Below are 21,117 nucleotides of genomic sequence, written 5' to 3' on the forward strand. Positions count from 1 at the left end.
CATGAAAATTAAAAAAATAATTATATCTGGTATATTCATGCTTATCTTAAGTGTGGCAATTACTTCCTGTAAAAAAACCTTTGTTGATCTCACTCCAAAGGGCATCATTCCTGTAAACACGTTTTATACGACGGAGATTGATATTAAATCTGCATTGACAGGTGCTTATAGTAGTCTCCGTCCGATCTATAACGAGCAATATGGCTTTGGTGAACTTCCTTCAGATAATGCCCAGACTTATGGGGAAAGCGAAGTGCTGTATGGTGAACAGGATAAGCTCACCTGGACTCCTGCATCTACAAACCTGCAGGGTGCATGGGCGCGGTTTTATGCAACAATTGCCTATGCCAATATTGTATTGGATCATGTAAGCACACCTCCAATGAGTGATGCAAACCGTAACAGTTATATCGGGCAGGCAAAATTTATCAGGGCATTAATGTATTTTAACCTGGTTAGGATGTTCGGCGGTGTGCCCTTGGTACTTAACGAAATCGTTTCAGAGCAGCAGGCTTATACTTACAACAGAACACCCGCCACTGCTGTTTATGCGCAGATAGAGAAAGATTTAACTGAGGCGGCTGCTGTGCTGCCTGCAGGTTATACCGGAACGGATATCGGTCGGGCAACCAGCATAGCAGCAAATGCCCTTTTGGGTAAAGTATACATGTTTCAAAATAAGTTTCCGCAGGCCGAAAGTATATTGGCTACGGTTACGGCTACAGCGGGCACCTTGTTGCCTTATGATCAGATCTTCGGACTGGGCAAGGACAATAACAGGGATATTATATTTTCGGTACAATATCTTGGTGGAGGTTTTGGCGAGGGTAATACTTTCGCAAGGAGCTTTGTTCCACAGCCATCGGGAACCACTATTACCGCAGTTACCGGGAACAGTAACAATAGTGGTACGCTAGATCTTTATAATTCTTTTGAGCCAGGCGATAGCCGCTTTAATACAGCTATTGGTGTATATAGTGCCGGTACGCTTGTATATTACTATGCGAAGAAATTTATTTATCAGAGTGTAGGTGCTAATAGTGAAGGCGATAACGACTGGCCTATATTACGTTATGGCGATATCGTTCTATTGTATGCAGAGGCATTGAATGAAAATAACAAAACGCCGCAGGCCCTTACGCAATTGAACCTGATCCGTACCCGCTCCAACCTTCCCATTAAAACTGGCCTGTCACAGGATGATGCAAGAACGGTGATCCGTCACGAAAGGCGTATAGAACTCTGTTTTGAAGGGGAAAGATGGTTTGACCTGATCAGATGGGGAACTTTTGTTCAGGTGATGCAGGCGCACAAGACCAATTATATCCCTGCAAACGGTACTATCGGTAATGTGGTGTCAACATTAAGCTTATACCCAATACCTACCAGGGAAATCCAGTTAAACCCAAAATTAACCCAAAACCCAGGATATTAATCCAGGAGAATCTTCCTGAGCCATCATCAGTGTGCTCAGGAAAGTTCTTTATCCAAGCAGATCAATATTGATGTCCGATAAGGCCAATTGCCTGGGGTCAAATAATCTGTATGGTGCAGATCAAGAAATCAGATGTGGCTTTTTGATCTACGTTTTCTGATTTAAATAAATTCGATATGAAAAATATAGTAATGGGCGTGGATATAGGGGGATCCCATATTACCGCCCTTTTGATTGATATAGACAAAAAAGAAGAAATCCAGGGCACATGGTCCAGAGAGAAACTGGACTCAAACGCGTCTGCTGGAGAAATTATAGAGATCTGGGCCGGGACTATTGAAAGATCCATAAACAGTTGCCGCATTGCTCCCCAAAAGATAAATATTGCTATGCCAGGGCCAATGGACTATCGAGAAGGCGTATGCAAGATCAGAGGGCAGAAGAAGTATGAAGCACTTTATGGCCTGAATATTAAACAGATGCTTGCTGGCCGGCTTGGCATATTGTCGTCTGATGTTAATTTCGTAAATGATGCAGCGTGTTTTCTAAAAGGAGAGCTTTTCAACGGAAGCCTGAATGATGTCGGAGATGCCATCGGCCTCACCCTGGGTACTGGGCTTGGGACATCGCATACCGAAAAAGGACGTGTTAAAGATGCTAATTTATGGAAAATGCCTTTTTTGAAAGGAAAGGCTGAGGACTATATTTCTACGCGATGGTTTATAAAAAGGTTTCATGAGCTGACTGGGATCACAGTTATGGATGTGAAAGATCTGGTGGATAATCATCAGGGATCTCCATATTTTAATGCGGTCTTTCTGGAATTTAGTATCAACCTGGCAAAGTTTCTTTATAAGTTTATCAGGATCAAGATGCCCTTGGCCGCTGTAATTGGTGGCAATATTGTAAATGCAGAAGAGTTCTTTTTGGAAGATACCAGGCGTTTTTTAGCGGATAAGATGGGCTACAGTTTTCCTGTAAAGAAATCTATACTTGGTGAGCGGGCAACATTGATAGGGGCGGGGGCGAGTACATCATAACAGGATCTTGATTATTAGTACAGACTGTATCCGTTTAAAGGATTATATTTTTGATAATTTTAGCAAGGATGTTGGACAAAAGGCGAGCAAACACTTTCCGAACTCGAACATAAACCGGGTGAATGTATCTGGTGGTTGATTGTACTGGCCAACCGCTTGGATTTGGATATCAATGAAGCAACAGCGAAATTTTTAACAAAAAGAAAAATCTCGTGAAATAACAGAAAATGGATAAATGGTAATTTGTTAATTATTTAAAAGATATGGGTAATTGTCAATCTCAAAAATAACTCGAGACACCTGCGGTTTAGTGCTATTTTTGTAAGTTTATTATAAATAGACATAATGCTAGACATATTTTGTTTTTTAGACTGTTTTAGAAAAATTAAATAGATTTGTTTTCGACCAACTAAAATCCGTTTCCTTGATGAGTGCCACTTTGAGACAACATATAGAAAAGATTACCCCATTAACTGATGCGGAGTTTGATTATGTCTACTCTATGTTTACAACTAAGAAAATTAAGAAACATCAATTCCTGATCCAGGAAGACAATGAAGTTTTTAATGACTACTGGGTAGTGAAAGGATTGCTTAAAGCCTATCATACTGATCGGGAAGGGCGGATGCAGATTCTGCAGTTTGCGATGGAAGATTGGTGGATTTCCGACTATCAGGCCCTGAATAACCACACCCGTGCAACTATTGCTATTGATTGTATTGAAGATTGTGAATTGCTGGCATTGTCATGGAATAATAAGGAAAAGCTATGTGATGAGCTGCACAGCATTTCCAATTTCTTTCGTAAAAAATCTAGTCTTGGTTATGTTGCCCTGCAACAGCGCATCCTGCTTTTACTCAATAAAATTCCGCAGGAAAGATATAACCGGCTTTATAAGCTGAATCCAACGTTACTTCAACGCCTGCCGAAAACTTTACTTGCGTCTTATCTGGGAGTATCAAGAGAAACCCTAAGCCGTTTAACCCACCCTTAGGGGGTATTGCTTTTGCCAAAATAATAGAAAAGCAGGAGGACTAAACTGTCCCTCTGCCTTCATTTTGTATGTTAAAGTTTTTTAAGCTCGGTTAAAACAGCCTCGCCAACAGCTTTCGCGGACTGCGGATTTTGACCTGTAACCAAACGTGAATCAGTAACCACATGAACTTGCCATAAGCCTGATTTTTCGAAAATAGCACCACGTTCTTTCAGTTTATCTTCCAATAAGAACGGAACAACTTTTTCCAGCTTAACGGCTACTTCTTCCTCATCTGTAAAACCGTTTACTTTCTTCCCGTCTACCAGATATTTGCCATTGCTTAGCTTGATATTTACCAAGCCAGCTGGCCCATGACATACGGCACTAACAATGCCTCCTTTTTCGTATATCTTACTTGCAATTTTTGCTATTGCGGTATTGTCTGCAAAATCCCACATCGCACCATGCCCGCCAGCAAAGTGTATGGCTTGATAATCGTCTGGATTAATCTGGGATGGTGTTTTTGTATGCTCTACTTTATTGCGGTATACCTTGTCATTCCAGAATTTAGCATTCACCTTGTCTTTTAGGTCAAATCCGTCAACGGGTGCTTTGCCACCTTTTGGGCTTACGAAATCTATTTCGTAACCTGCATTTTTCAATACTTCCCAGGGATGGGAAACTTCACCAAGGTAATAGCCTGTAGGCTGACCCGTACTGCCTTTTTTGTCGTGACTGGTTACCACAAAAAGAATTTTTTTTTTTGTTTGTGCTGTCGAAATAGTAGCGGAGAATAGAATGGTAAAACCCGCAAGGGCCATCATTCCTGTTTTAATGATTTTCATATTATGTTAAATAAATTATAGTACAAAATTGTCCCAAAAAAGGTGGTCAAGGAAGGAAACAGATCACAAAATACATGTGATTAAAATCACACTTGGTGCTCTTCTTTTATAATTTCTTAGGTAATGTGGTAGATTCATGAAAAAGGGCAGATGAACCTTTCGTTTTCTTAACCCCTAATTGGGGCATTGAATAAGAAAAAGGCATCTAAATATTAAGCGGATGATCGATTGATGTCGGCTTTTGAAATTATGTCATTTTATGAGATTTATCAGAGTTTGTTTCGAAGACAAACCGCTGGCTTTCTGAGTAATATCAATAGAAACAGTGTTCGGAAGAGCAACGAATCCTCTCACCTGTTTTTCGTTTGCAAAGGATGAACTGTCCTGGGTAAGTTGGTCGATAAAAGATTTTTTTATCCGTTTTAAGCGCATTTTATATGTTAATTAGGTTCCTAAAAGTAATATCTCTTTTAAATCGGAATGCTAAATTTCCTTTACTGTAATACATTTTGATGTTTTTGAGCAGAAAATACTGCGACCATATCCTGATTAAGTGTAATACTGGAATCTGTTTAATTCGTTTTCGGACGAGAACTGTTTTATTAAGGTCCCTTATTTAGAATTAGTATAAATAATATTGTTATATTTGTATATCTATGATTAACATTAATTAACCCGGAAAATGATTGTAAAGGCGAGAATAGAGCATCAGAAAGATTTTCTGTTTATGGAAGAAATTCCAGATCAATATGTTCCCGATCATCGATTGTCGGAAAAATTAATAACCATTAAAGATGCGCCAGTAGGCATTAAAAACTATCAGCTTTCTACTAATGGTCTTTTCCTGGTGCATTCTGAAATGAAGTTTGATGGTCCGGCCCGTATCCTTACAGAAGTAGAAGGAGAGGCTATAACCTGTCAATTTATTTTTAGCAATAAAAGTAGTTCGGCTACAGCGGGTAAGCAGTCGGCTAAATATGGACGGAGCAGGCATAACATCAGGTATATCCCGTCGGCAAAAGAAGCTTATGATGTTAAACCTGATGTAGAATTTGTATATTTTTTAATTGTACTCTCTAAAGATTATTATCTCCGATTGGTTGACCTCTATTCACCATTGCACGAGCAGTTTGTGCAGGAAATGGAAAAAGGAATATCGACTTCCTTTGCTGAGCACGATCTTTTTATGACGCCCGAAATGCGCAGATCAATCGATGCCATTATTACCTGTAGGCAGGATGGGGAGCTGAAACGTTTGTTTACTGATGCACGTATTACCGAACTGATCATGTACCAGCTAGAGCAATTTAGTCAGCACATACATGGAGGCAGAGAATCGCTGCTCGATCGCGATATTCCAAAGCTCGAAGAAGCGAGGGAAATTCTGGAGCGTGATTATATCGATCCCCCAACCCATAAGCAGTTATCGAAGATGATACTGCTTAATGAGTTTAAGTTGAGAACGGGCTTTAAAAAATATTTTGGCAGTACCATTTACGACTTTGTAACCCGTTTAAGAATGGAAGAGGCTAAAAGATTAATATTAGAAGAAGGTAAAAACATGTACGAAGTTGGCGTTAACGTAGGTTTTAAGCACCAGGCTAGTTTTACCAATGCTTTTAAGAAATACTACGGCATATTGCCTAGTGATGTGCGGCTCTGATCTTATAGAGGATTAACCTCGATCCTACACTCTGTGCTTCGGCTACACCGGCTGCTTCCATCAGTTTGAGGTTGCTGTACACGCAGCCAATGCTGATGGGCATTTTATCTTCTTTAAGCATCAACCAAAGTGATTCGGGGTGGGTAAAATCGCTTACTTCTAGTAATTTAAAGGCGATCCATAGTCTTTTTTCTGAAAATAATAAGCGCTTTAGCCTGCAGTAATCGTTTATGGTTTTTAAAATGGTTTCTTTAAAGATATCAGTATAAACCGATTGAGGTAGTTGGCTGATACTTTGCGCGGTATTGAATAGTTTTTGAATGTTTTCCATAGGTAGCGGAGATTTAAATCTTTACTGATTGTAGGTTGATTAATTCATCAGTTTCCGTAGGTTTTAATTTATAAACGGGTTGATGCGAAATTTGCAGATTGGAATTGAATTTTGCGGCATCCAGTTTAATTTCTTTTGGAACGATAACGGTTTTTAGGCTGCTTTGGTCGGTATAGGCCAGCGCATGGATGCCAAATGCCGTATACATGTGTTGCGGAGTAAGTACCTGTACAGGTGTGCCATCCCACCATTTCCGTCCATCTTTTAAAATGATGATCCGGCTGGCATATTGTGCGGCAAGGTTAACTTCATGCAGTACCACAATAATCATGTAACCTTTTTTTGCCATTGCAGTAGCTATTGCCAGGGTTTGGTGCTGAAACTGAAGGTCCATGTTGTTGGTTGGTTCGTCTAAAAGCAATACCGCATCTTTGTTATCCCACAGCTGTGCCAAAACCCTCGCCAGATGTACCCGTTGTTGTTCGCCACCCGAAAGGCTTAGCATCGACCGGTCGGCAAGATCGGTTAAACCGCATAGTTCCATCGTCTCGAGCAGCGCAGTTTGGTCGTTTTTTGCTGACGAGAGGCTTTTAAAGCCATACCTGCCCATCATTACCACTTCTTTTACAGTAAAAGCCATCGAAATGGGATTCTGTTGTTGGAGGTAAGCCCTTTTGCCGGCCAAAATTTTCCGGTTATAATCTTTTAGGTCTTCCCCATACAGCATAATACGTCCTGTATCAGGTTTTAGCTCGCCAGAGAGTAAACGCATCAGGGTAGATTTCCCGGCGCCGTTCGAACCTAAAAGTGCAACCATTTCACCTGGTCTGATACTAAACGAGATATCTTTTAAAAGCGGCCTGTTATTTAATTTATAGCTGATGGATTCTACTCTAAGCATAACCGTTATTTAATTAACTAATTTCTTTTTGTCTTTAATGAGGATATATAAAAATATGGGTGTACCCATTAAAGCAGTAACCACGCCGATAGGCAATTCGATGGGCTGAACAACCAATCTCGAAACCATATCGGCCAGGGTAAGCACCAAAGCCCCCATTAATGCAGAAACCGGAAGCACAAAACGGTGATCTACACCGCCCAGCAAACGGGCGAGGTGGGGGATAAGCAGTCCGATAAAACCGATAATGCCCGAAACGGCTACTGAAGCTCCAACGGCCATAGTAGCCAATACCACCACCAATATTTTGATGCGTTTAGGGTTTAGGCCAATCAGTTCTACCTGACTTTCGCCGATGGCAAATAAATTCAATCCCCTGGATAGAAAAGGAAGTCCGATTACCGGGATAATTACAAAAGGGAACAAACAGCTTACATTTTGCCAGGTAGCACCACCCAAACTGCCCATCATCCAAAAGGTAATGCTGCGGAGTTTCTGTTCATCGGCTAAATAAGTTACCAATCCAGTTAAAGCTCCAGCCATAGCGTTAATAGCAATACCTGCAAGCAACATGGTAGAAACATTGGCCTGCCCGTTTACTTTCGAAAGGTTATACACCAGCATAGCAGTAATGCCTGCACCGGCAAAAGCACCAAAAGCCAATAAATAATAACCCAATACCTGGCTTAGGCTCGAAAATAACAAAGTTTCGAAAGCAATAATCAATACCGCCATTAAAGATGCCCCGGCCGATATGCCGACCAAACTGGGTTCGGCCAAAGGATTTCTGAATATACCCTGTATTGCAGCACCTGATATGCCCAATGCGGCGCCAACCAGTATGCCCATTAAGGTACGCGGCAGCCTGATCATCATGATTACGCCTTCATTTATTCCATGATCTGTACCACCAAAAACAGTAAAGCCCAAGGTATGGCTTAAGGTATCGATTACTTCTTTTAAAGGGATGCGCATGGCACCCAGGGCAAGGGAAAAGCAGATGGAAACCAATAATCCTGCACCAAGGCAGGTATAAATAACCGTTCTTTTCATTATAAAATACGGTTATTTAGTGCTTTAATGGCTTCGGGTAAACGGTTGCTGAAGTTGATGAGCAATGGTCCGTTCATTTCTACTATTCTTTTGTTTTTTCCGGCATTGGTATAAGCTACGCCCGGAAGATCTAAAAAGGCTTCCCTGCCACCTAAACTGCTTAGCCCAAAATCGAACATCAGGATTATATCCGGATTACTTTTAATCAGCGCTTCTGTAGTGTAGGGTTTAAAATCGCTGAATTCCTGTATGGCATTTTTACCCCCAGCCAGTTTAATAATCGCATCCATACTGCTGCCTTTTCCGGCCACGTTCATGGTACCTACACCCCGGGCATAAATAAATAATACTTTCGGACTCTTATTCCCCTTTTTTAATTGACTTAAAGTGATATTAACGCTGTTTTCTGTTTTTTGTGCAAGCTGTTCGCCGCGGGCTTTATCGCCAATGGCAGCAGCAATTTGCCTGATAAATTTTGTTGCGCCCTGAACAGAAAATTCCTGACGGATAGTAACCACCCGAATACCTAGAGATTTAAACTGATAAAGGTTTTCTTTAGAAAAATCGCCTTCAGGAACTAAAATAAGATCTGGACGGAAGCCAGTAATCGCTTCAACCGAAAATGATCTGTTCCGGCTCACCTTAGGTAGCCTGTTGATTTCCTCAGGCGCTACGCTGGTTACATCAGTTGCCAAAATTCTTTTGCCATAGCCCAAAGCATTCACCGTTTCGCTTATGGCGCTGCTCAAGGTAATGATGCGCTTTGCTTGTGCTGCTGATTGTTCTGCGGCAAGTGAAAAAGACAGAACAATTATTATAATATAATATTTTTTTAAACTCATGAAGCCTATGATATGGAGACAAAAAAAGTGTTTAATTAATCTAAATACAAGTATTTGAACGGGTCTAGAAATTGGCCTAAGGTTTTTTTTTTTGAATAAAGTGTTCTAATGTATTTTGTTTATATAATTGATAATGAGTTAGTTGTTTTGTTTTCAGAAGGATTTAATCAGCTCATTTGTGCAAAATGGAGAAGAAAAAAATACGCTTTGAACAAAAGAAAATACGGATTGCACAAATTAAAATACGGATTGCACAAACCATTTATGGCACTTAATATGGATGTTTGCATTATTCTTATTTAGAATGATTAAAAATAATCTAAAATGAAGTACATAAATTATACAGGTCAGTTTAATACCAAAACAATCATAATTGGCTTGTTGCTCTTTACGGTTGCTTTTGCTTCGTGCAAAAAAGATGAACCAGATCCGAATGAAGTTTTACAGGATGGCAAAAGTGTAGTGATTAACGATCTAGCCGGCGATACACAAGCTGCGATGGGAAGTGGAACTCCGGGCAAGGAAGTACGTGCATTTTATACTTTTCTGTTCCGTTTTAAGGATCAGAAACAGATCTGGATCCGCAATGCTGCTGATTCTGCACAATGGTTGAAAACCAAAGATTGGGATCTGGCTTTCACCGGACCTTACAATAGTGAGGTTTACGTTAACGACAAAGACTATCAATATAACCCTGGCTTCGGTGGGGTTGCAAAAAGTGCAGTAGTAATGCTCGAACAAAGTTACGATACAGTTAATCAGGCGCCTTCCGATCAGCTATTTAATGCCAGCGAAGCAACCAAAATTGGCTGGGCATCGTCGGCTACTTCGAATGGATGGTTTTTTTATAGCCTCAATACACACATTATGCAGGCTATACCCAATCGTACCTACGCTATCAGGTTGCCCGATGGTAAATATGCCAAATTGCAGTTAATCAATGCCTACAAAGGCAATCCACCGAGTGTTACCGATTTAAACTGGCCCGCACCCTATTACACTTTTAGATATTATGTACAACAGGACGGAAGCAAAAACTTACAAACAAAATAAAGAAGATGAACGGAATAACTACAAAAAAGAATAATGTATTATTTAAATGGGCTTCAATCTGTTTAATGGTAATGGTTCTTTTTACTGCATGCAAAAAGGATGAGGTCATAACGCCAGAACCTGCAAAAGAAATACCTGCCCAAACAGAAGGAGGTACACCATATTTTAAGTTGCAACGGATCGAGAATTTAGCCGTAGAAACAGATGATGCCAACCCTACCGTACCACCAACAGCTGTGTTGTTCAGCTTGGAAACAAAAACAATTATTCCCTTGCTTTACGCGAAAACCAATCGTTGGGATGTCTGCTTTAATGGACTTTACAATAGTTTCTTAAGTGGCAACAATGGTCAGTCAAGTACCAGCCTTGGCGCCGGAAGTACAGGCACGGGTGCGATTGCCATATTACAAAAGCCTTTTGACCAGGTTACTGAGGTGCCTGCTGATGGTACTTTAAGCATCAGTAAAACTATCGGTACCGACGATGAGGGAGATTTTGGCGAAGGGATAGGGTGGTACCTATATGATTTTGGCGGAACCAAAAGAGGGGATGGAAGTTACGATAAACAGCACGTGGCCTATGCTATGCCTGAAAAACGTACTGTTATTATTCGCACCGCTAAAGGAGATTATGCGAAGATCAAAATGATCAGTTGTTATAAGGATGCCTTTACGGCTGATAAATGGTTCAGGACCACCCCACATATGTATTTCACCTTTGAATATGTAATTGTACCAAAAGGGAGTACAAAATTCGAAATCAAATAATCACTATTAAATCAATACAATCAATTAAAATGAAGAATAAATTAACGCAACTGTTTTGCTTTTTATTAGCAGTTGCTATGCTTACCGCCTGTAAAAAAACAATTGGCCTGGATCCACTCCCTGCAAATAAAATCACAGAATTTAAGGTTGCCGTATCCGATGGGAATATTTTTGGTGCCATTGATGAGACTGATAAAACCATTACACTTTACCTGCCATATTATTATGAACTGGATGTAATCGAACCGGTGATTAAACTTTCGGCAGGCGCTAAGTTGAGTGAAACCCTTGCCCCGGTAGAAGTATTGGATACCAAAAAAACTTATACCGTTATAGCTGCCGACCAAAGCACTTCGACCTACAAACTGATTATTAAACTAAATCAAATTTCGCCCCTGGTATTAACCGAGCTATCAACAGCTACTACTACATCAACAATGGCAGTTGGTGCTTATGATGTGCGGGTTCAGGGTAATTTTAATGTTTCTGATCTTAAAAAGATCAAGGCCTACCTGGTAGATAAAGCTGATAAGGAATATGAGTTAACGCCAAGTCTTTCGCTTGGAACACCAGGTATATCGGTAGCCATAATAGGTGGTATTAAGACTTATACTTATGGTTACCTGCAGGTTCCCCAAACGTTGGATACCGGAACTTATAAGGTAAGGGTAAAAGTACAGGCCTTAACTGCCGAAACGAAGTATCCGGTAAAGGTAGTTTATGGCAGGCCGGGGATAAACTACGGTCCGGTGACCGTTAAACAGGGTGAAACCTTTAAAATCAATTCCTCGCAAATTATATTCCACGATTTTAAGGAATTCTATATTATGGTAAACGGACAAAAAACGCTTTTGCCTATTGTTTCCTATACCCGTACCGAGGCTGTAATCCGCGTTCCTGATACCGTTCCGCCAGGGGTATATACGCCAACAGCATCTTTTGGTACATGGCCTTTATCAGCCCTAAACTGGTCTGTTACCGTAACTGCAAAATAATACTCATTTACTATTCAATCATGAAAAACGATTCGGGAAGATTATTCCCATTTATATAACAAAAATCATAAATCTAAAAAAAATGAAAATGAAATTTTTAAAACTTACGTTCGCAATTGCAACTTTAGCCATAATAGGAACCGCTTGTAAAAAAGAAGCCGTTCAACCAGACAATAAACTTGCCTTACAAAATGCTACAGCCGTTATTGCTGTAGATTCTACAGAGGCGGGAGTGGTAACCAATTCTTCAACTTCGCCTACTTCCTGGACTGCGGTTGGTTACGACTTATTGAACAATGTTGTTGCAAGTTCTGGAAACCAGGTTAATTTTGACAGCAACTTTAACGGAAACATTACCATTGCAGGAACAAATAGCCTTGGTTATTATGATTCTCCTTCAGTAACGAACGTTACTGGCATTACTTTACCCGATGTTTCTTCGGTTACATTGGGTGCAATTAGCACTTTGGGTAGCAATACCACAACGGTAGTGGGATGGTATAATTACGACCGTGTTAACCGTACCATTACTCCTGTGGCTCAAAGATATGCTGTTGTAGGTAACGGCTCAACAATTGCTGGTTCAACCAGACTTTATGTGGTTCAGCTTGATGGCGTAACTACATCTGGTACTTACAATACTACTGTAAACTTCCATATCAAGAGATTAAAATAAGGATTAGCTCAATCAAGGGAAGTCCTTAATTAAAAAGATTAAAAAAGGGACGAAAACACGACTTATCGTCCCTAAAAATCATAAATAAACCCAAATAAGGGAATAATCCCGAATCGTTTTAAAAATATCAGCCTTGGCTAAGGCCATATTTGCGGGCTCTAAAAATGCAAATCTAACAATTATTGATTATGAATACAATATATAAGCGCTTCTCTATCAGCTCGTATTATCTTTTACTTTTTTGCTTTATTAGCATATTCAGTGCCTGCAAAAAAGAATATGAAGATTTCCCTTATGCCGACATTGTAAGTTTTACGGTAAAAGATGCTAATGGTGAATCAATTAAAGCTGTAATTGATGAAAAGAACCTCACTATATACTGGCCATCAGGGCAGGCTGTGCCAGATAATATTATACCCACCATTGTGGTATCAGAAAGGGCAAATGTTAGTCCTGCTTCAGGCCAAAGTGTGGCTTTTAAAGAAACAACCAGGTTTGTGGTAACTGCACAGAATGGTACAACCAAAGAGTACCTGATTAAAAAGGTGATCAATCAACCGCTACTCAAAATAAATATTTCATCGGGTGTTTTGGTTTATAACACTAAAAACTTTGTAAACAGAGGTAGCAATATTAATGTTACCGGCGATAATATTATTGCCAATAAAGAACAAACCAAAGCTTTTTTGGTAAATACCGCTAACAATACGGAAAAAGAAATTGCGATTGCAACAATAACACCAATTGCACTCAGCGTAACGGTTGATAATACTGTACCAGATGGTATTTATCAATTGAAGATCGTATCGGGGCAGAGAAGTGTAGTTTTAGAACGTTCATTCGGTGTAGCTAATGGCCGTCCGATTATTACTCCTGTAGAATTGAGTGCCATAAAACTCACATTAAAACTCGGAGAAGAGTTTGTGCTTACTGGTGCAAGCAGGATTGAACTGGTCAATAAATTTTCTATCCGCAATGCTGCCAATAAACAAATTTATGACTTGATTATCAAGGAAACCAAAACAGGTCAGTTAACATTAAAAGTGCCAGATAATTTACCGATTGGCAATTATGATCTATATAGCTATAACTATCCTGCCGGAGAATATTATGCCGGCGGCCCGGTTAGCGGTATTTTCGATGATGTGATAACAATTGTTAATTAGGCTGTAAAGTGCAATACAACACAAAGATATATACCACGCTTCTTATGCTCATTCTAATAGGAACCTCTGCCTGTAAAAAGGTACAGGTTTCTATTGATGATGCGGACGAGATTGTTTCGCCAACAACAGGTACGCGCAGTCAGTTTACGCTCGATTCTATCTTTTTGTACGCCAAACAGGTGTACCTATGGAGCGATGCTTTGCCAGGTTATGAAACGTTTAACCCACGACAAAAATACGGAGGAATCAGTTCTGATATCATTGCTTTTAAAAAAGAACTATTCGATATTTCGCAGCTTAAAATAAATGTGACTACAGGAAACCCTTACGAATTACCTGTTTACTTCGAAAACCCAAAATACTCATATCTTCAACAAGGAAGAAGTTTACCAGGTACTAGTGCCGGAGTCGTAAATTCAGGCACTGCTGTATTAATTAGTAAGGTAATTACCACTGGAAATACGCCTATTGCTTATCTGGCATTAGCTTCTTTTCCGTCATTAAGCAGCAGCAAAGCAGCCTTAGATCAAGCCTTTGCAGATCTGGCTACTGCCAATCCAAAAGCTATTGTAATCGACCTGCGGAACAATGGTGGTGGTTATCTCGAAACCGCAGAATATGTAGCCAATTTAATTGCTCCTAATGGTTTGAACGGAAAGGTGATGTACAGTGAGGTATTTAACCCATCCATGCAAAATGGCACCGTACCAATATTAAAACACCAGCCATATTTAGATGCTAATGGGAAAACTGCCATCTACAATGGCCGTAATGCGACCATGGCCGATGTAGACTATACTATTGCTGGCAATACCTATGCATTCAGCAAAAAAGGAAATTTACAAACTATCCAATCGGTGTATTTTATTGTTTCGGGCAATACCGCCTCGGCCAGCGAAATGCTGATCAGTTGCCTGAAACCTTATTTTGATGTTAAACTGATCGGTGAGAAAACCTATGGCAAACCGGTAGGTTTTTTCGGGATCAATATCGATCAGTACAGTGTTTATCTGAGCAGTTTCCTGATTAAAAATGCCAATGGCTGGTCGGATTATTTTATCGGTATGCAGCCTGATGTTGCCGTAAAAGGAGTAGATAATCCGGTATTGGGCGATCCGAGCGAAGGTTGTCTAAGCGCGGCTTTGGAACTCATCAACGGAACAAAAAAACTGGCCGTAAGCAAACTGGCCACTGCAGATCAAATTAAGACCAATAGAACCAATCTTTCACAGCAAACCGTTGTAGAAAGTATCATGTTCGAAAACAGGTTAAGATTAAGAAAATAATATGATAAGACTAAAACCTGATTCCACAATAATAAAAATAAGACATGTTTAAACTTTCCTCCATCATACTTTTTCTTGCGTTTTTCCATTTGAAGGTTGCGGCGCAGGATTATGGAAGTTTAAAAGGCACGGTTAGCGACGAACAGGGCAAACCTTTAGGAGGTGCAACAGTACGTTTAGAACCTGATGGACATAGCACCGAAACCGATGCCAAAGGAAATTTTAGCTTCAACAAGATATTTACCGGTAATTATAGCATAACAGTAACAATGATTGGGAAGGCCAGTTACCAGAATAATATTAAAATCGGTACAGTTGCAAGTCTGATCATTAAACTATCGGATGATGAACGCGAACTTAATGAGGTAGCGGTATCCGAAAACCGTGCTGCTCCCGATAACCTGATCAAGCTAGAACGTAGCGCAATGCCTGTTACGGTAATCAGCAGGCGTACCATCGAATTAATGGGCAGCCGCAGGTTGGATGAAGTATTAAAAGAGCAGACTGGGATTGCCATTGTAAATAACATTGGCGGCGGTGCCCGATCGGTTGGGGTGCAGATGCAGGGTTTTAGCAGTGAATATATCATGATATTGATCGATGGTCAGCCAATGGTTGGGCGTAATAGCGGAAATTTTGATTTATCCAGAATCAGTGTTTCCAATATTGAACGGATCGAAATTATTAAAGGTGCATCTTCCTGTCTCTTTGGAAGCGAGGCGCTCGGCGGGGCAATTAACATCGTTACCCGCTATGGTGCTGTACAGCCGCAGGCATTGGTTGCAGCCAATTACGGAAGTTTGAATATTGCAGATATTACACTCGAGGGGGAAACACCTTTCGCTTCGCAAAGGGGATCGGCCAGTATCTCTGCAAATTATTACCGCACCGATGGTTTTAATACCAATCCAAAATACATCCAGCAGGGAACTACAGCGCCACCTTACGATAATTATGCCCTGCAGGGGAGGTTGAGGTACCGCTTAACGCCAGCGAGTACCATTGGTTTTAGCGGCAGATATGGGTTGAGAAAATCGTTTATGTCTAAAGATTTTGGTTTGGGCATTATTTCTGGCGACAGTCAGGATGAGCAGGATTTAAACCTTTCGGCCACTTTTGATCATCATTTCAATTCAGGGCTACGCAGCATGAGCCGTTATTATTTTACTAATTTCCGTTCAGACCAAAGTGTAGACTGGCAGCAGACCAATAGCAGCATTACCAAAGATATTTTTGTGCAAAACCTGCACCGTTTTGAACAGCAGTTTGCTTATGGTGTAAGTGATGAACTCAAATTTACGGGCGGTTTAGGTGCTGGTATCGAAACCATGAAGGATATATCGCTCACCAATCCTGGTTCGGTAGGTACAGGTTTTGCTTTTTTGCAGGGCGATTGGCAGTTGAATAAACAACTGGGCTTGGTTGCTGGTCTTCGTTACGATTTAACTAACGCCTACGGCAGCAAACTTAATCCAAGTTTAGGTTTACAATATAAAATTGTGCCCGGTTTAACCTTTAAAGCAGGAGCAGGGACAGGCTTTAAAGCGCCAGATTTTAAATCGAGATACCTTGTTTTTTATAACCCGGCGGCGAATTACCTGGTTATCGGAAATGAAGTATTAAGGGAAACGCTAAACCAGTTAGATAAGCAGGGACAGATCAGCGAGATTAGGCAATTTCTGTTAAATCAATTGAACCAGAATTTGCAGGCAGAAAGGAGCACCTCGCTCAATTTAAGTTTTGAGTGGAAACCTAAAGATAATATAAAGCTAGAGGCCGGTATATTTCACCATAGCTTACGCAACCAGATCAACAGTATTCAGGTGGCTACAGGTAATGGAAACCGGAATATTTATACCTATCAAAACTTGCCCGAAGCTGTAAATAAGGGTATAGATGTTTCTTTTGCCATTAGCCCAATTAAAAACTTAGAACTGAGTGCCGGTTATCAATACCTGATTGCGAAAGATCTGAGCGTAACCGATAGCATTAAAGCAGGTCATTATCCCTATAACCAGAATATCCACGATCCCGCTACCGGAAATTCTTATGCACCAAAACCTGCTGATTATTGGGGGATCGAGAACAGATCTCGTCATATGGCTAACTTTAAGGCATTTTATAACTACCGTCCATGGGATGCCAGTTTAAATGTAAGGGTAAATTATAGAGGCAAATATCCTTTTGGCGACCTTAACGGAAACCAGTTTATCGATCGATACGACACCTTCGTAGATGGCTTTTTTATGCTTAATGCAGCTTTTGAAAAGAAACTGATGAAGCAGCATTTAAGCGTCAGACTTACTGCCGAAAATATTTTAAATTATACCGATCGGCTCATGCCAGGCCAGCCCGGACGCGTATTGCTGGCCGGATTAACCTATCGTTTATATAAAGATTAATTATTCAATCACCATAAATTACAAAACATGTTAAGTACAAATATTAAAGAAGCTACAAAAGCTGAACACCAGAACTTAGAAAAACAGGTTGTTTTAAAACTAAAAGCGATCAGAAGTAATGCTGATTATGCAGATCTGTTAAAACATTTTTATGCCTATTTCAGTCATATTGAAACAGCCATTAAGCCATTTATCACGGCAGAAGTTTTGCCTGATTATTCACAGCGTAGAAACTCAGGTTATATCAAAGCTGATATTTTGGAATTGGGCGGCGATATGAATGATCTGCCATATACCACCGTACCAAAAATCGAAAATGCAGTACAGGCTTTGGGTGCATTATATGTATTGGAAGGCTCGATAATGGGTGGCAGCATCATTGTGAAAATGCTCGAAAAAGGAGGGGTAACGAAAGGCGTATCTTTCTTCTCGGGTTATGGAGAAGCCACTGGTATGATGTGGGGTAGCTTTATCGCTGTTTTAAACGCACAGGCAAAAACAGAACAAGAGGAAGAAGAAGCCATTGTAGCTGCAAATGATACCTTTAAACATTTTGCCTATGTTTTCGAAAAAGTGAATGTGCAACCTGTCTAAATTTCGATAAGGTAAAATGATCTATACCAGTTGCTGAGCGACAAACTGGTATAGGTTAAAACCTTTTTTAAGAAATTATAGTACCAAGCCTCAGGTCACCATCTGCCGTGACCCTGAATGTACTATCAGATCGTTTTTGGTAAAGCTGTAAAGGGAAACGGTTAGAAAATACATGCTGACAGAAACCAGGCCCATAGGCATACGGTAACAACGCAAATACATTTTTTTGAAATGGTTTGCATATTAGTAGGGTGGCAGATATGCCATTCATTGATGAATCCTGTTATTTAAGATCAGAAACAAGAACAAAAGATTTATGCGATGCCTATTTTGTCAATTAAGTGCTTGGGGCAGGAAGAATAAAGCGCTAAACAAGAATAGATCTCAAAATTGTTAAAGTATGATTATAGATCATTCATAAATCAGTAGATATTGGTTATCTTTAATTGATTTGGCGGCTATTTAATGCCGCATCAGTTTGATGAGCAAATTTTAAAATTATATCAGCTTAATTATTATGGTAGAAGTTAAATTAAATATCCAAAAAGAAGAACCTAGTGCATTCGAACTTTATGATGAGGGAGAAAAATACGGAGAAATGGTTTTTGATATCCAGGGAGAAAATCTAACGGTTTACCATACCGAAATTGATCCCGAAAAAGAAGGCAAAGGTTATGCAAAACTATTGCTAGATGCGATGGTAAATTATGTACGGGCTAATAACCTGAAGGTAATTCCACTGTGCCCTTACGTACATCTGCAATTTAAACGCCACGAAGATCTTTACGGTGATATCTGGAACAAAGTGCGTGAAAACGATTAATCAATAAACAATATTAGCATTAACCTCAGAAAGTTACACTAATATTTCATGGTTCTGGAAAATCGGCAAGAAATTGTATATGGGTTGATTAAACCTTTAAAAAGAACCAAAAGCCGGTTGTTTGGAACGAGTTATTACTCAATGTGTATAGATAGTGCATCTTCATCTATTATTTAGCGGTTTTGCTCTATTTTTATTTCATTCGAAAGAAAGTAGCGATACTTTTATAAGAAGAATCAAATTAACGGGACGATTTAGAGATCTTATTGGGGTTCCTCAGCAATGAGGACCCTTTTTTTATTCAGGGTCCATAATGTTAAGCATGTAGCTAATTGCATCGATAGAATGAAGTGCCATTGTAGATTGCATCGTAATATCTGCGGTTTCAGAAGCTCTTTTTAACATTTGTTTTTCATAGGCTGATATGGCTTCCTTAGGCGTATTAAAGTGGTTTTTTTTGAAGCACTGGCTTAGTTCTAAAGCATCAAGCATGGCCATATTTACCCCTTCGCCAGCATAAGGCGGCATTAAATGGGCTGCATCGCCCAGCATGGTTAAATTGGAGACGGTTTCCCAATGCTGATCCAAAGGCATACAATATTGAGGCCGGGGAACAAAGGCTGTTGATGCATTTTCAAATAGTTCCAGCCACATGGAGTCCCAGGTAGAAAATTCATTCCTGAACCAGTCGATCACCTGGTTTTTATCTGAAAAATTAATACCCGACGCTTTCGCCCAGTTTTCTGGCGCATGACAACCCGTGTAAAACACCAAACTGCCATCACCTTTTGAACTTACGATCAGTGATTTTTCATCACCCATAGCGAATATTTTGCCGCCGTTTAAAAGCGCATGCATTTTCGGACAAGCAGTTGCCGATGAATAAATGGCGCCTTCAACAATGCTAATGCCCGAATAAAAAGGTTTAATAGGTGTAATGTATGGACGGATTTTTGAATTTGCCCCGTCTGCGGCAATTACTATATCAGCCTGCGCTAAAGTTTCATTTTTAAATCCGATCAACCATGAACCGTTGCTGGGCGTAAGTGTTTCAAAATGACTGTCCCAAATTACAGTATCTTTTATTAGCGAATTTAAAAGGATCTTTTGTAATGGACCGCGGTCTATTTCAGGCCGGAAAGCTTCTCTGTTTTGTATATCGCTATCTTCAAAAACGATATTGCCGCGCTGATCAATAATACGTGTACGATCTGCACCCGGACGATAATTTTCCATAAAGGCATCCATGAGTTTAGCTTCACGTAAGGCAGCTAATCCGGATTCCTCGTGCAGATCTAATGTAGCACCTTTTGGTCTAGCATTTTTATCGTTGTCACGTTCGTAAACTTTTACATTGAAGCCATCCATTTGCAAAAGTCTGGCTAGGGTCAAACCTCCCGGCCCAGCACCTATGATGGCTATTTTTTTATCTTTAATGTTGTTCATTGTTTTTTTATTTAAGGATGCCTTTAATTACGATTTCGCAGGAGGTTAAAATAACTTCCTCGGTAATAATTTGTATAGGCCGATCTAAATGGTCAAAATATTCAGCTACCAGATCTTGGATCGGCGAAAATAGAAGTGCTCTGTGTACATCATGGGGGAGATCTGCAATCAACCCCGCTTGAACATTTGTTCTTAAAAAGATATGTATGGGTGCAAAAAATGCACCTTGTTGAATGTTTTTCTCTTGAAAAGCCTTATTTAAAAGGGGAGAAGATTTTCCATGTCGGATTAAAGAGAAAGCAGGTTTATTATTTCTTAGGTAATGAAAGGTATTTAGCCATAATCTTTTCATACCATCAGCAAAAGCTACTTTTGGATCAAAATTTTCCAATATCGCTTTTTCATACTTGCCCAATACTTCTTCGATAAAAAGTTTTATCAACAGGTCTTCCTTATTTTCATATTTGATATAAATGGTACGCGGCGATATATTGGCTGCCTTGGCCAGTTTCTGCATACTCAGGTTTTCCAGTCCTTCTTCAGAAATAATCTGAAGGGCAATCGATCTGATGGCTTCTTCTTTCGCTAAATTTTTTGGCCGCATAATTCACATAATTAAATATGATTCAAAAGTAAGTAAACGTTTGTTTACTTTAAAATTTTATTTAAATTAATTTTTGCTGACAAATAGATTTGAGCTTTTCTAACACGATCGGCATGCTGATCCGAAAGCTGTGGGGTTTATTTCAGCATCTATACTTAAATAATAGAAAATAGTTCAGATTAAAATTTAGAATGGGTACAATCATCACCTAATGATTAT

20 protein-coding genes are annotated in these 21,117 nt (G+C 39.8%); 13 read left to right on the plus strand and 7 right to left on the minus strand.

The window, feature by feature from the left end; genetic code table 11:
* Nucleotide 1: 1 nt before the first annotated feature.
* The 3 genes from AC07VK_RS00385 (at nt 2) to AC07VK_RS00395 (ending at nt 3,469) form a co-directional block, all read left to right on the plus strand.
* Nucleotides 2-1,435 (plus strand): RagB/SusD family nutrient uptake outer membrane protein, encoded by a 1,434-nt coding sequence (locus tag AC07VK_RS00385; protein ID WP_492957511.1) that lies wholly within the window; start codon nt 2-4, stop codon nt 1,433-1,435.
* A gap of 176 nt (nt 1,436-1,611) precedes the next feature.
* A complete protein-coding gene (locus tag AC07VK_RS00390; RefSeq protein WP_492955704.1) occupies nt 1,612-2,475 on the plus strand; it encodes an ROK family protein in 864 nt (287 codons plus the stop codon).
* 427 nt (nt 2,476-2,902) lie between these two features.
* Complete coding sequence (locus tag AC07VK_RS00395; protein WP_492959827.1) at nt 2,903-3,469, plus strand: Crp/Fnr family transcriptional regulator; 567 nt, start codon at nt 2,903-2,905, stop codon at nt 3,467-3,469.
* Between the two features lie 71 nt (nt 3,470-3,540).
* Here AC07VK_RS00395 and AC07VK_RS00400 read toward each other — a convergent pair whose 3' ends face one another.
* Entirely contained in the window at nt 3,541-4,296 is a 756-nt protein-coding gene (locus tag AC07VK_RS00400) for a type 1 glutamine amidotransferase domain-containing protein (protein ID WP_492957513.1), read from the minus strand.
* Nucleotides 4,297-4,978: 682 nt separating this feature from the next.
* On the opposite strand from AC07VK_RS00400, the gene AC07VK_RS00405 reads away from it, so the two are divergent.
* Entirely contained in the window at nt 4,979-5,959 is a 981-nt protein-coding gene (locus AC07VK_RS00405; RefSeq protein ID WP_492955706.1) for a helix-turn-helix transcriptional regulator, read from the plus strand.
* Here the strand turns inward: AC07VK_RS00405 and AC07VK_RS00410 are convergent.
* Genes AC07VK_RS00410 through AC07VK_RS00425 form a run of 4 tightly spaced genes read right to left on the minus strand, consistent with a single transcriptional unit; the run spans nt 5,940 to nt 9,086 of the window.
* A complete protein-coding gene (locus AC07VK_RS00410; protein ID WP_492957515.1) occupies nt 5,940-6,290 on the minus strand; it encodes a transcriptional repressor in 351 nt (116 codons plus the stop codon). The two genes, AC07VK_RS00405 and AC07VK_RS00410, sit on opposite strands and share 20 nt — an antisense overlap.
* A gap of 13 nt (nt 6,291-6,303) precedes the next feature.
* A complete protein-coding gene (locus AC07VK_RS00415) occupies nt 6,304-7,200 on the minus strand; it encodes a heme ABC transporter ATP-binding protein (protein ID WP_492959829.1) in 897 nt (298 codons plus the stop codon).
* Complete coding sequence (locus tag AC07VK_RS00420; protein ID WP_492957517.1) at nt 7,201-8,244, minus strand: FecCD family ABC transporter permease; 1,044 nt, start codon at nt 8,242-8,244, stop codon at nt 7,201-7,203.
* Complete coding sequence (locus AC07VK_RS00425) at nt 8,244-9,086, minus strand: heme/hemin ABC transporter substrate-binding protein (RefSeq protein WP_492957519.1); 843 nt, start codon at nt 9,084-9,086, stop codon at nt 8,244-8,246. Before AC07VK_RS00425 ends, AC07VK_RS00420 begins: the two co-directional genes overlap by 1 nt.
* A gap of 324 nt (nt 9,087-9,410) precedes the next feature.
* Between AC07VK_RS00425 and AC07VK_RS00430 the strand changes: the two genes are divergently transcribed.
* The 9 genes from AC07VK_RS00430 (at nt 9,411) to AC07VK_RS00470 (ending at nt 18,848) form a co-directional block, all read left to right on the plus strand.
* Nucleotides 9,411-10,139: an HmuY family protein gene (locus AC07VK_RS00430; RefSeq protein WP_492957521.1), complete on the plus strand. Its 729-nt coding sequence runs from the start codon at nt 9,411-9,413 to the stop codon at nt 10,137-10,139.
* A 5-nt stretch (nt 10,140-10,144) separates the two neighbouring features.
* Nucleotides 10,145-10,906 (plus strand): HmuY family protein, encoded by a 762-nt coding sequence (locus AC07VK_RS00435; protein ID WP_492955711.1) that lies wholly within the window; start codon nt 10,145-10,147, stop codon nt 10,904-10,906.
* Between the two features lie 29 nt (nt 10,907-10,935).
* On the plus strand, nt 10,936-11,901 hold the full coding sequence (locus tag AC07VK_RS00440; RefSeq protein ID WP_492955712.1) for an SGBP N-terminal domain-containing protein: 966 nt from the start codon (nt 10,936-10,938) through the stop codon (nt 11,899-11,901).
* Between the two features lie 88 nt (nt 11,902-11,989).
* A complete protein-coding gene (locus AC07VK_RS00445; RefSeq protein ID WP_492957523.1) occupies nt 11,990-12,577 on the plus strand; it encodes a hypothetical protein in 588 nt (195 codons plus the stop codon).
* Between the two features lie 188 nt (nt 12,578-12,765).
* A complete protein-coding gene (locus AC07VK_RS00450; protein WP_492957525.1) occupies nt 12,766-13,743 on the plus strand; it encodes an SGBP N-terminal domain-containing protein in 978 nt (325 codons plus the stop codon).
* A 44-nt stretch (nt 13,744-13,787) separates the two neighbouring features.
* Entirely contained in the window at nt 13,788-15,029 is a 1,242-nt protein-coding gene (locus tag AC07VK_RS00455; RefSeq protein WP_492957527.1) for a S41 family peptidase, read from the plus strand.
* A gap of 44 nt (nt 15,030-15,073) precedes the next feature.
* Nucleotides 15,074-17,431, plus strand: coding sequence for a TonB-dependent receptor (locus AC07VK_RS00460; RefSeq protein WP_492957529.1), 2,358 nt, complete (start codon nt 15,074-15,076; stop codon nt 17,429-17,431).
* 27 nt (nt 17,432-17,458) lie between these two features.
* The gene (locus AC07VK_RS00465) at nt 17,459-18,025 is read left to right on the plus strand and encodes a biliverdin-producing heme oxygenase (RefSeq protein ID WP_492957531.1); all 567 of its coding nucleotides are present in this window, start codon (nt 17,459-17,461) and stop codon (nt 18,023-18,025) included.
* A gap of 517 nt (nt 18,026-18,542) precedes the next feature.
* The gene (locus tag AC07VK_RS00470; protein ID WP_492955718.1) at nt 18,543-18,848 is read left to right on the plus strand and encodes a GNAT family N-acetyltransferase; all 306 of its coding nucleotides are present in this window, start codon (nt 18,543-18,545) and stop codon (nt 18,846-18,848) included.
* A gap of 297 nt (nt 18,849-19,145) precedes the next feature.
* Here the strand turns inward: AC07VK_RS00470 and AC07VK_RS00475 are convergent, their stop codons facing one another.
* Complete coding sequence (locus AC07VK_RS00475; protein ID WP_492957533.1) at nt 19,146-20,294, minus strand: FAD-dependent oxidoreductase; 1,149 nt, start codon at nt 20,292-20,294, stop codon at nt 19,146-19,148.
* Between the two features lie 7 nt (nt 20,295-20,301).
* The gene (locus tag AC07VK_RS00480) at nt 20,302-20,898 is read right to left on the minus strand and encodes a TetR/AcrR family transcriptional regulator (protein ID WP_492957535.1); all 597 of its coding nucleotides are present in this window, start codon (nt 20,896-20,898) and stop codon (nt 20,302-20,304) included.
* Nucleotides 20,899-21,117 lie beyond the last annotated feature (219 nt).

Source organism: Pedobacter sp. GW821-FHT01D05, assembly GCF_059422505.1.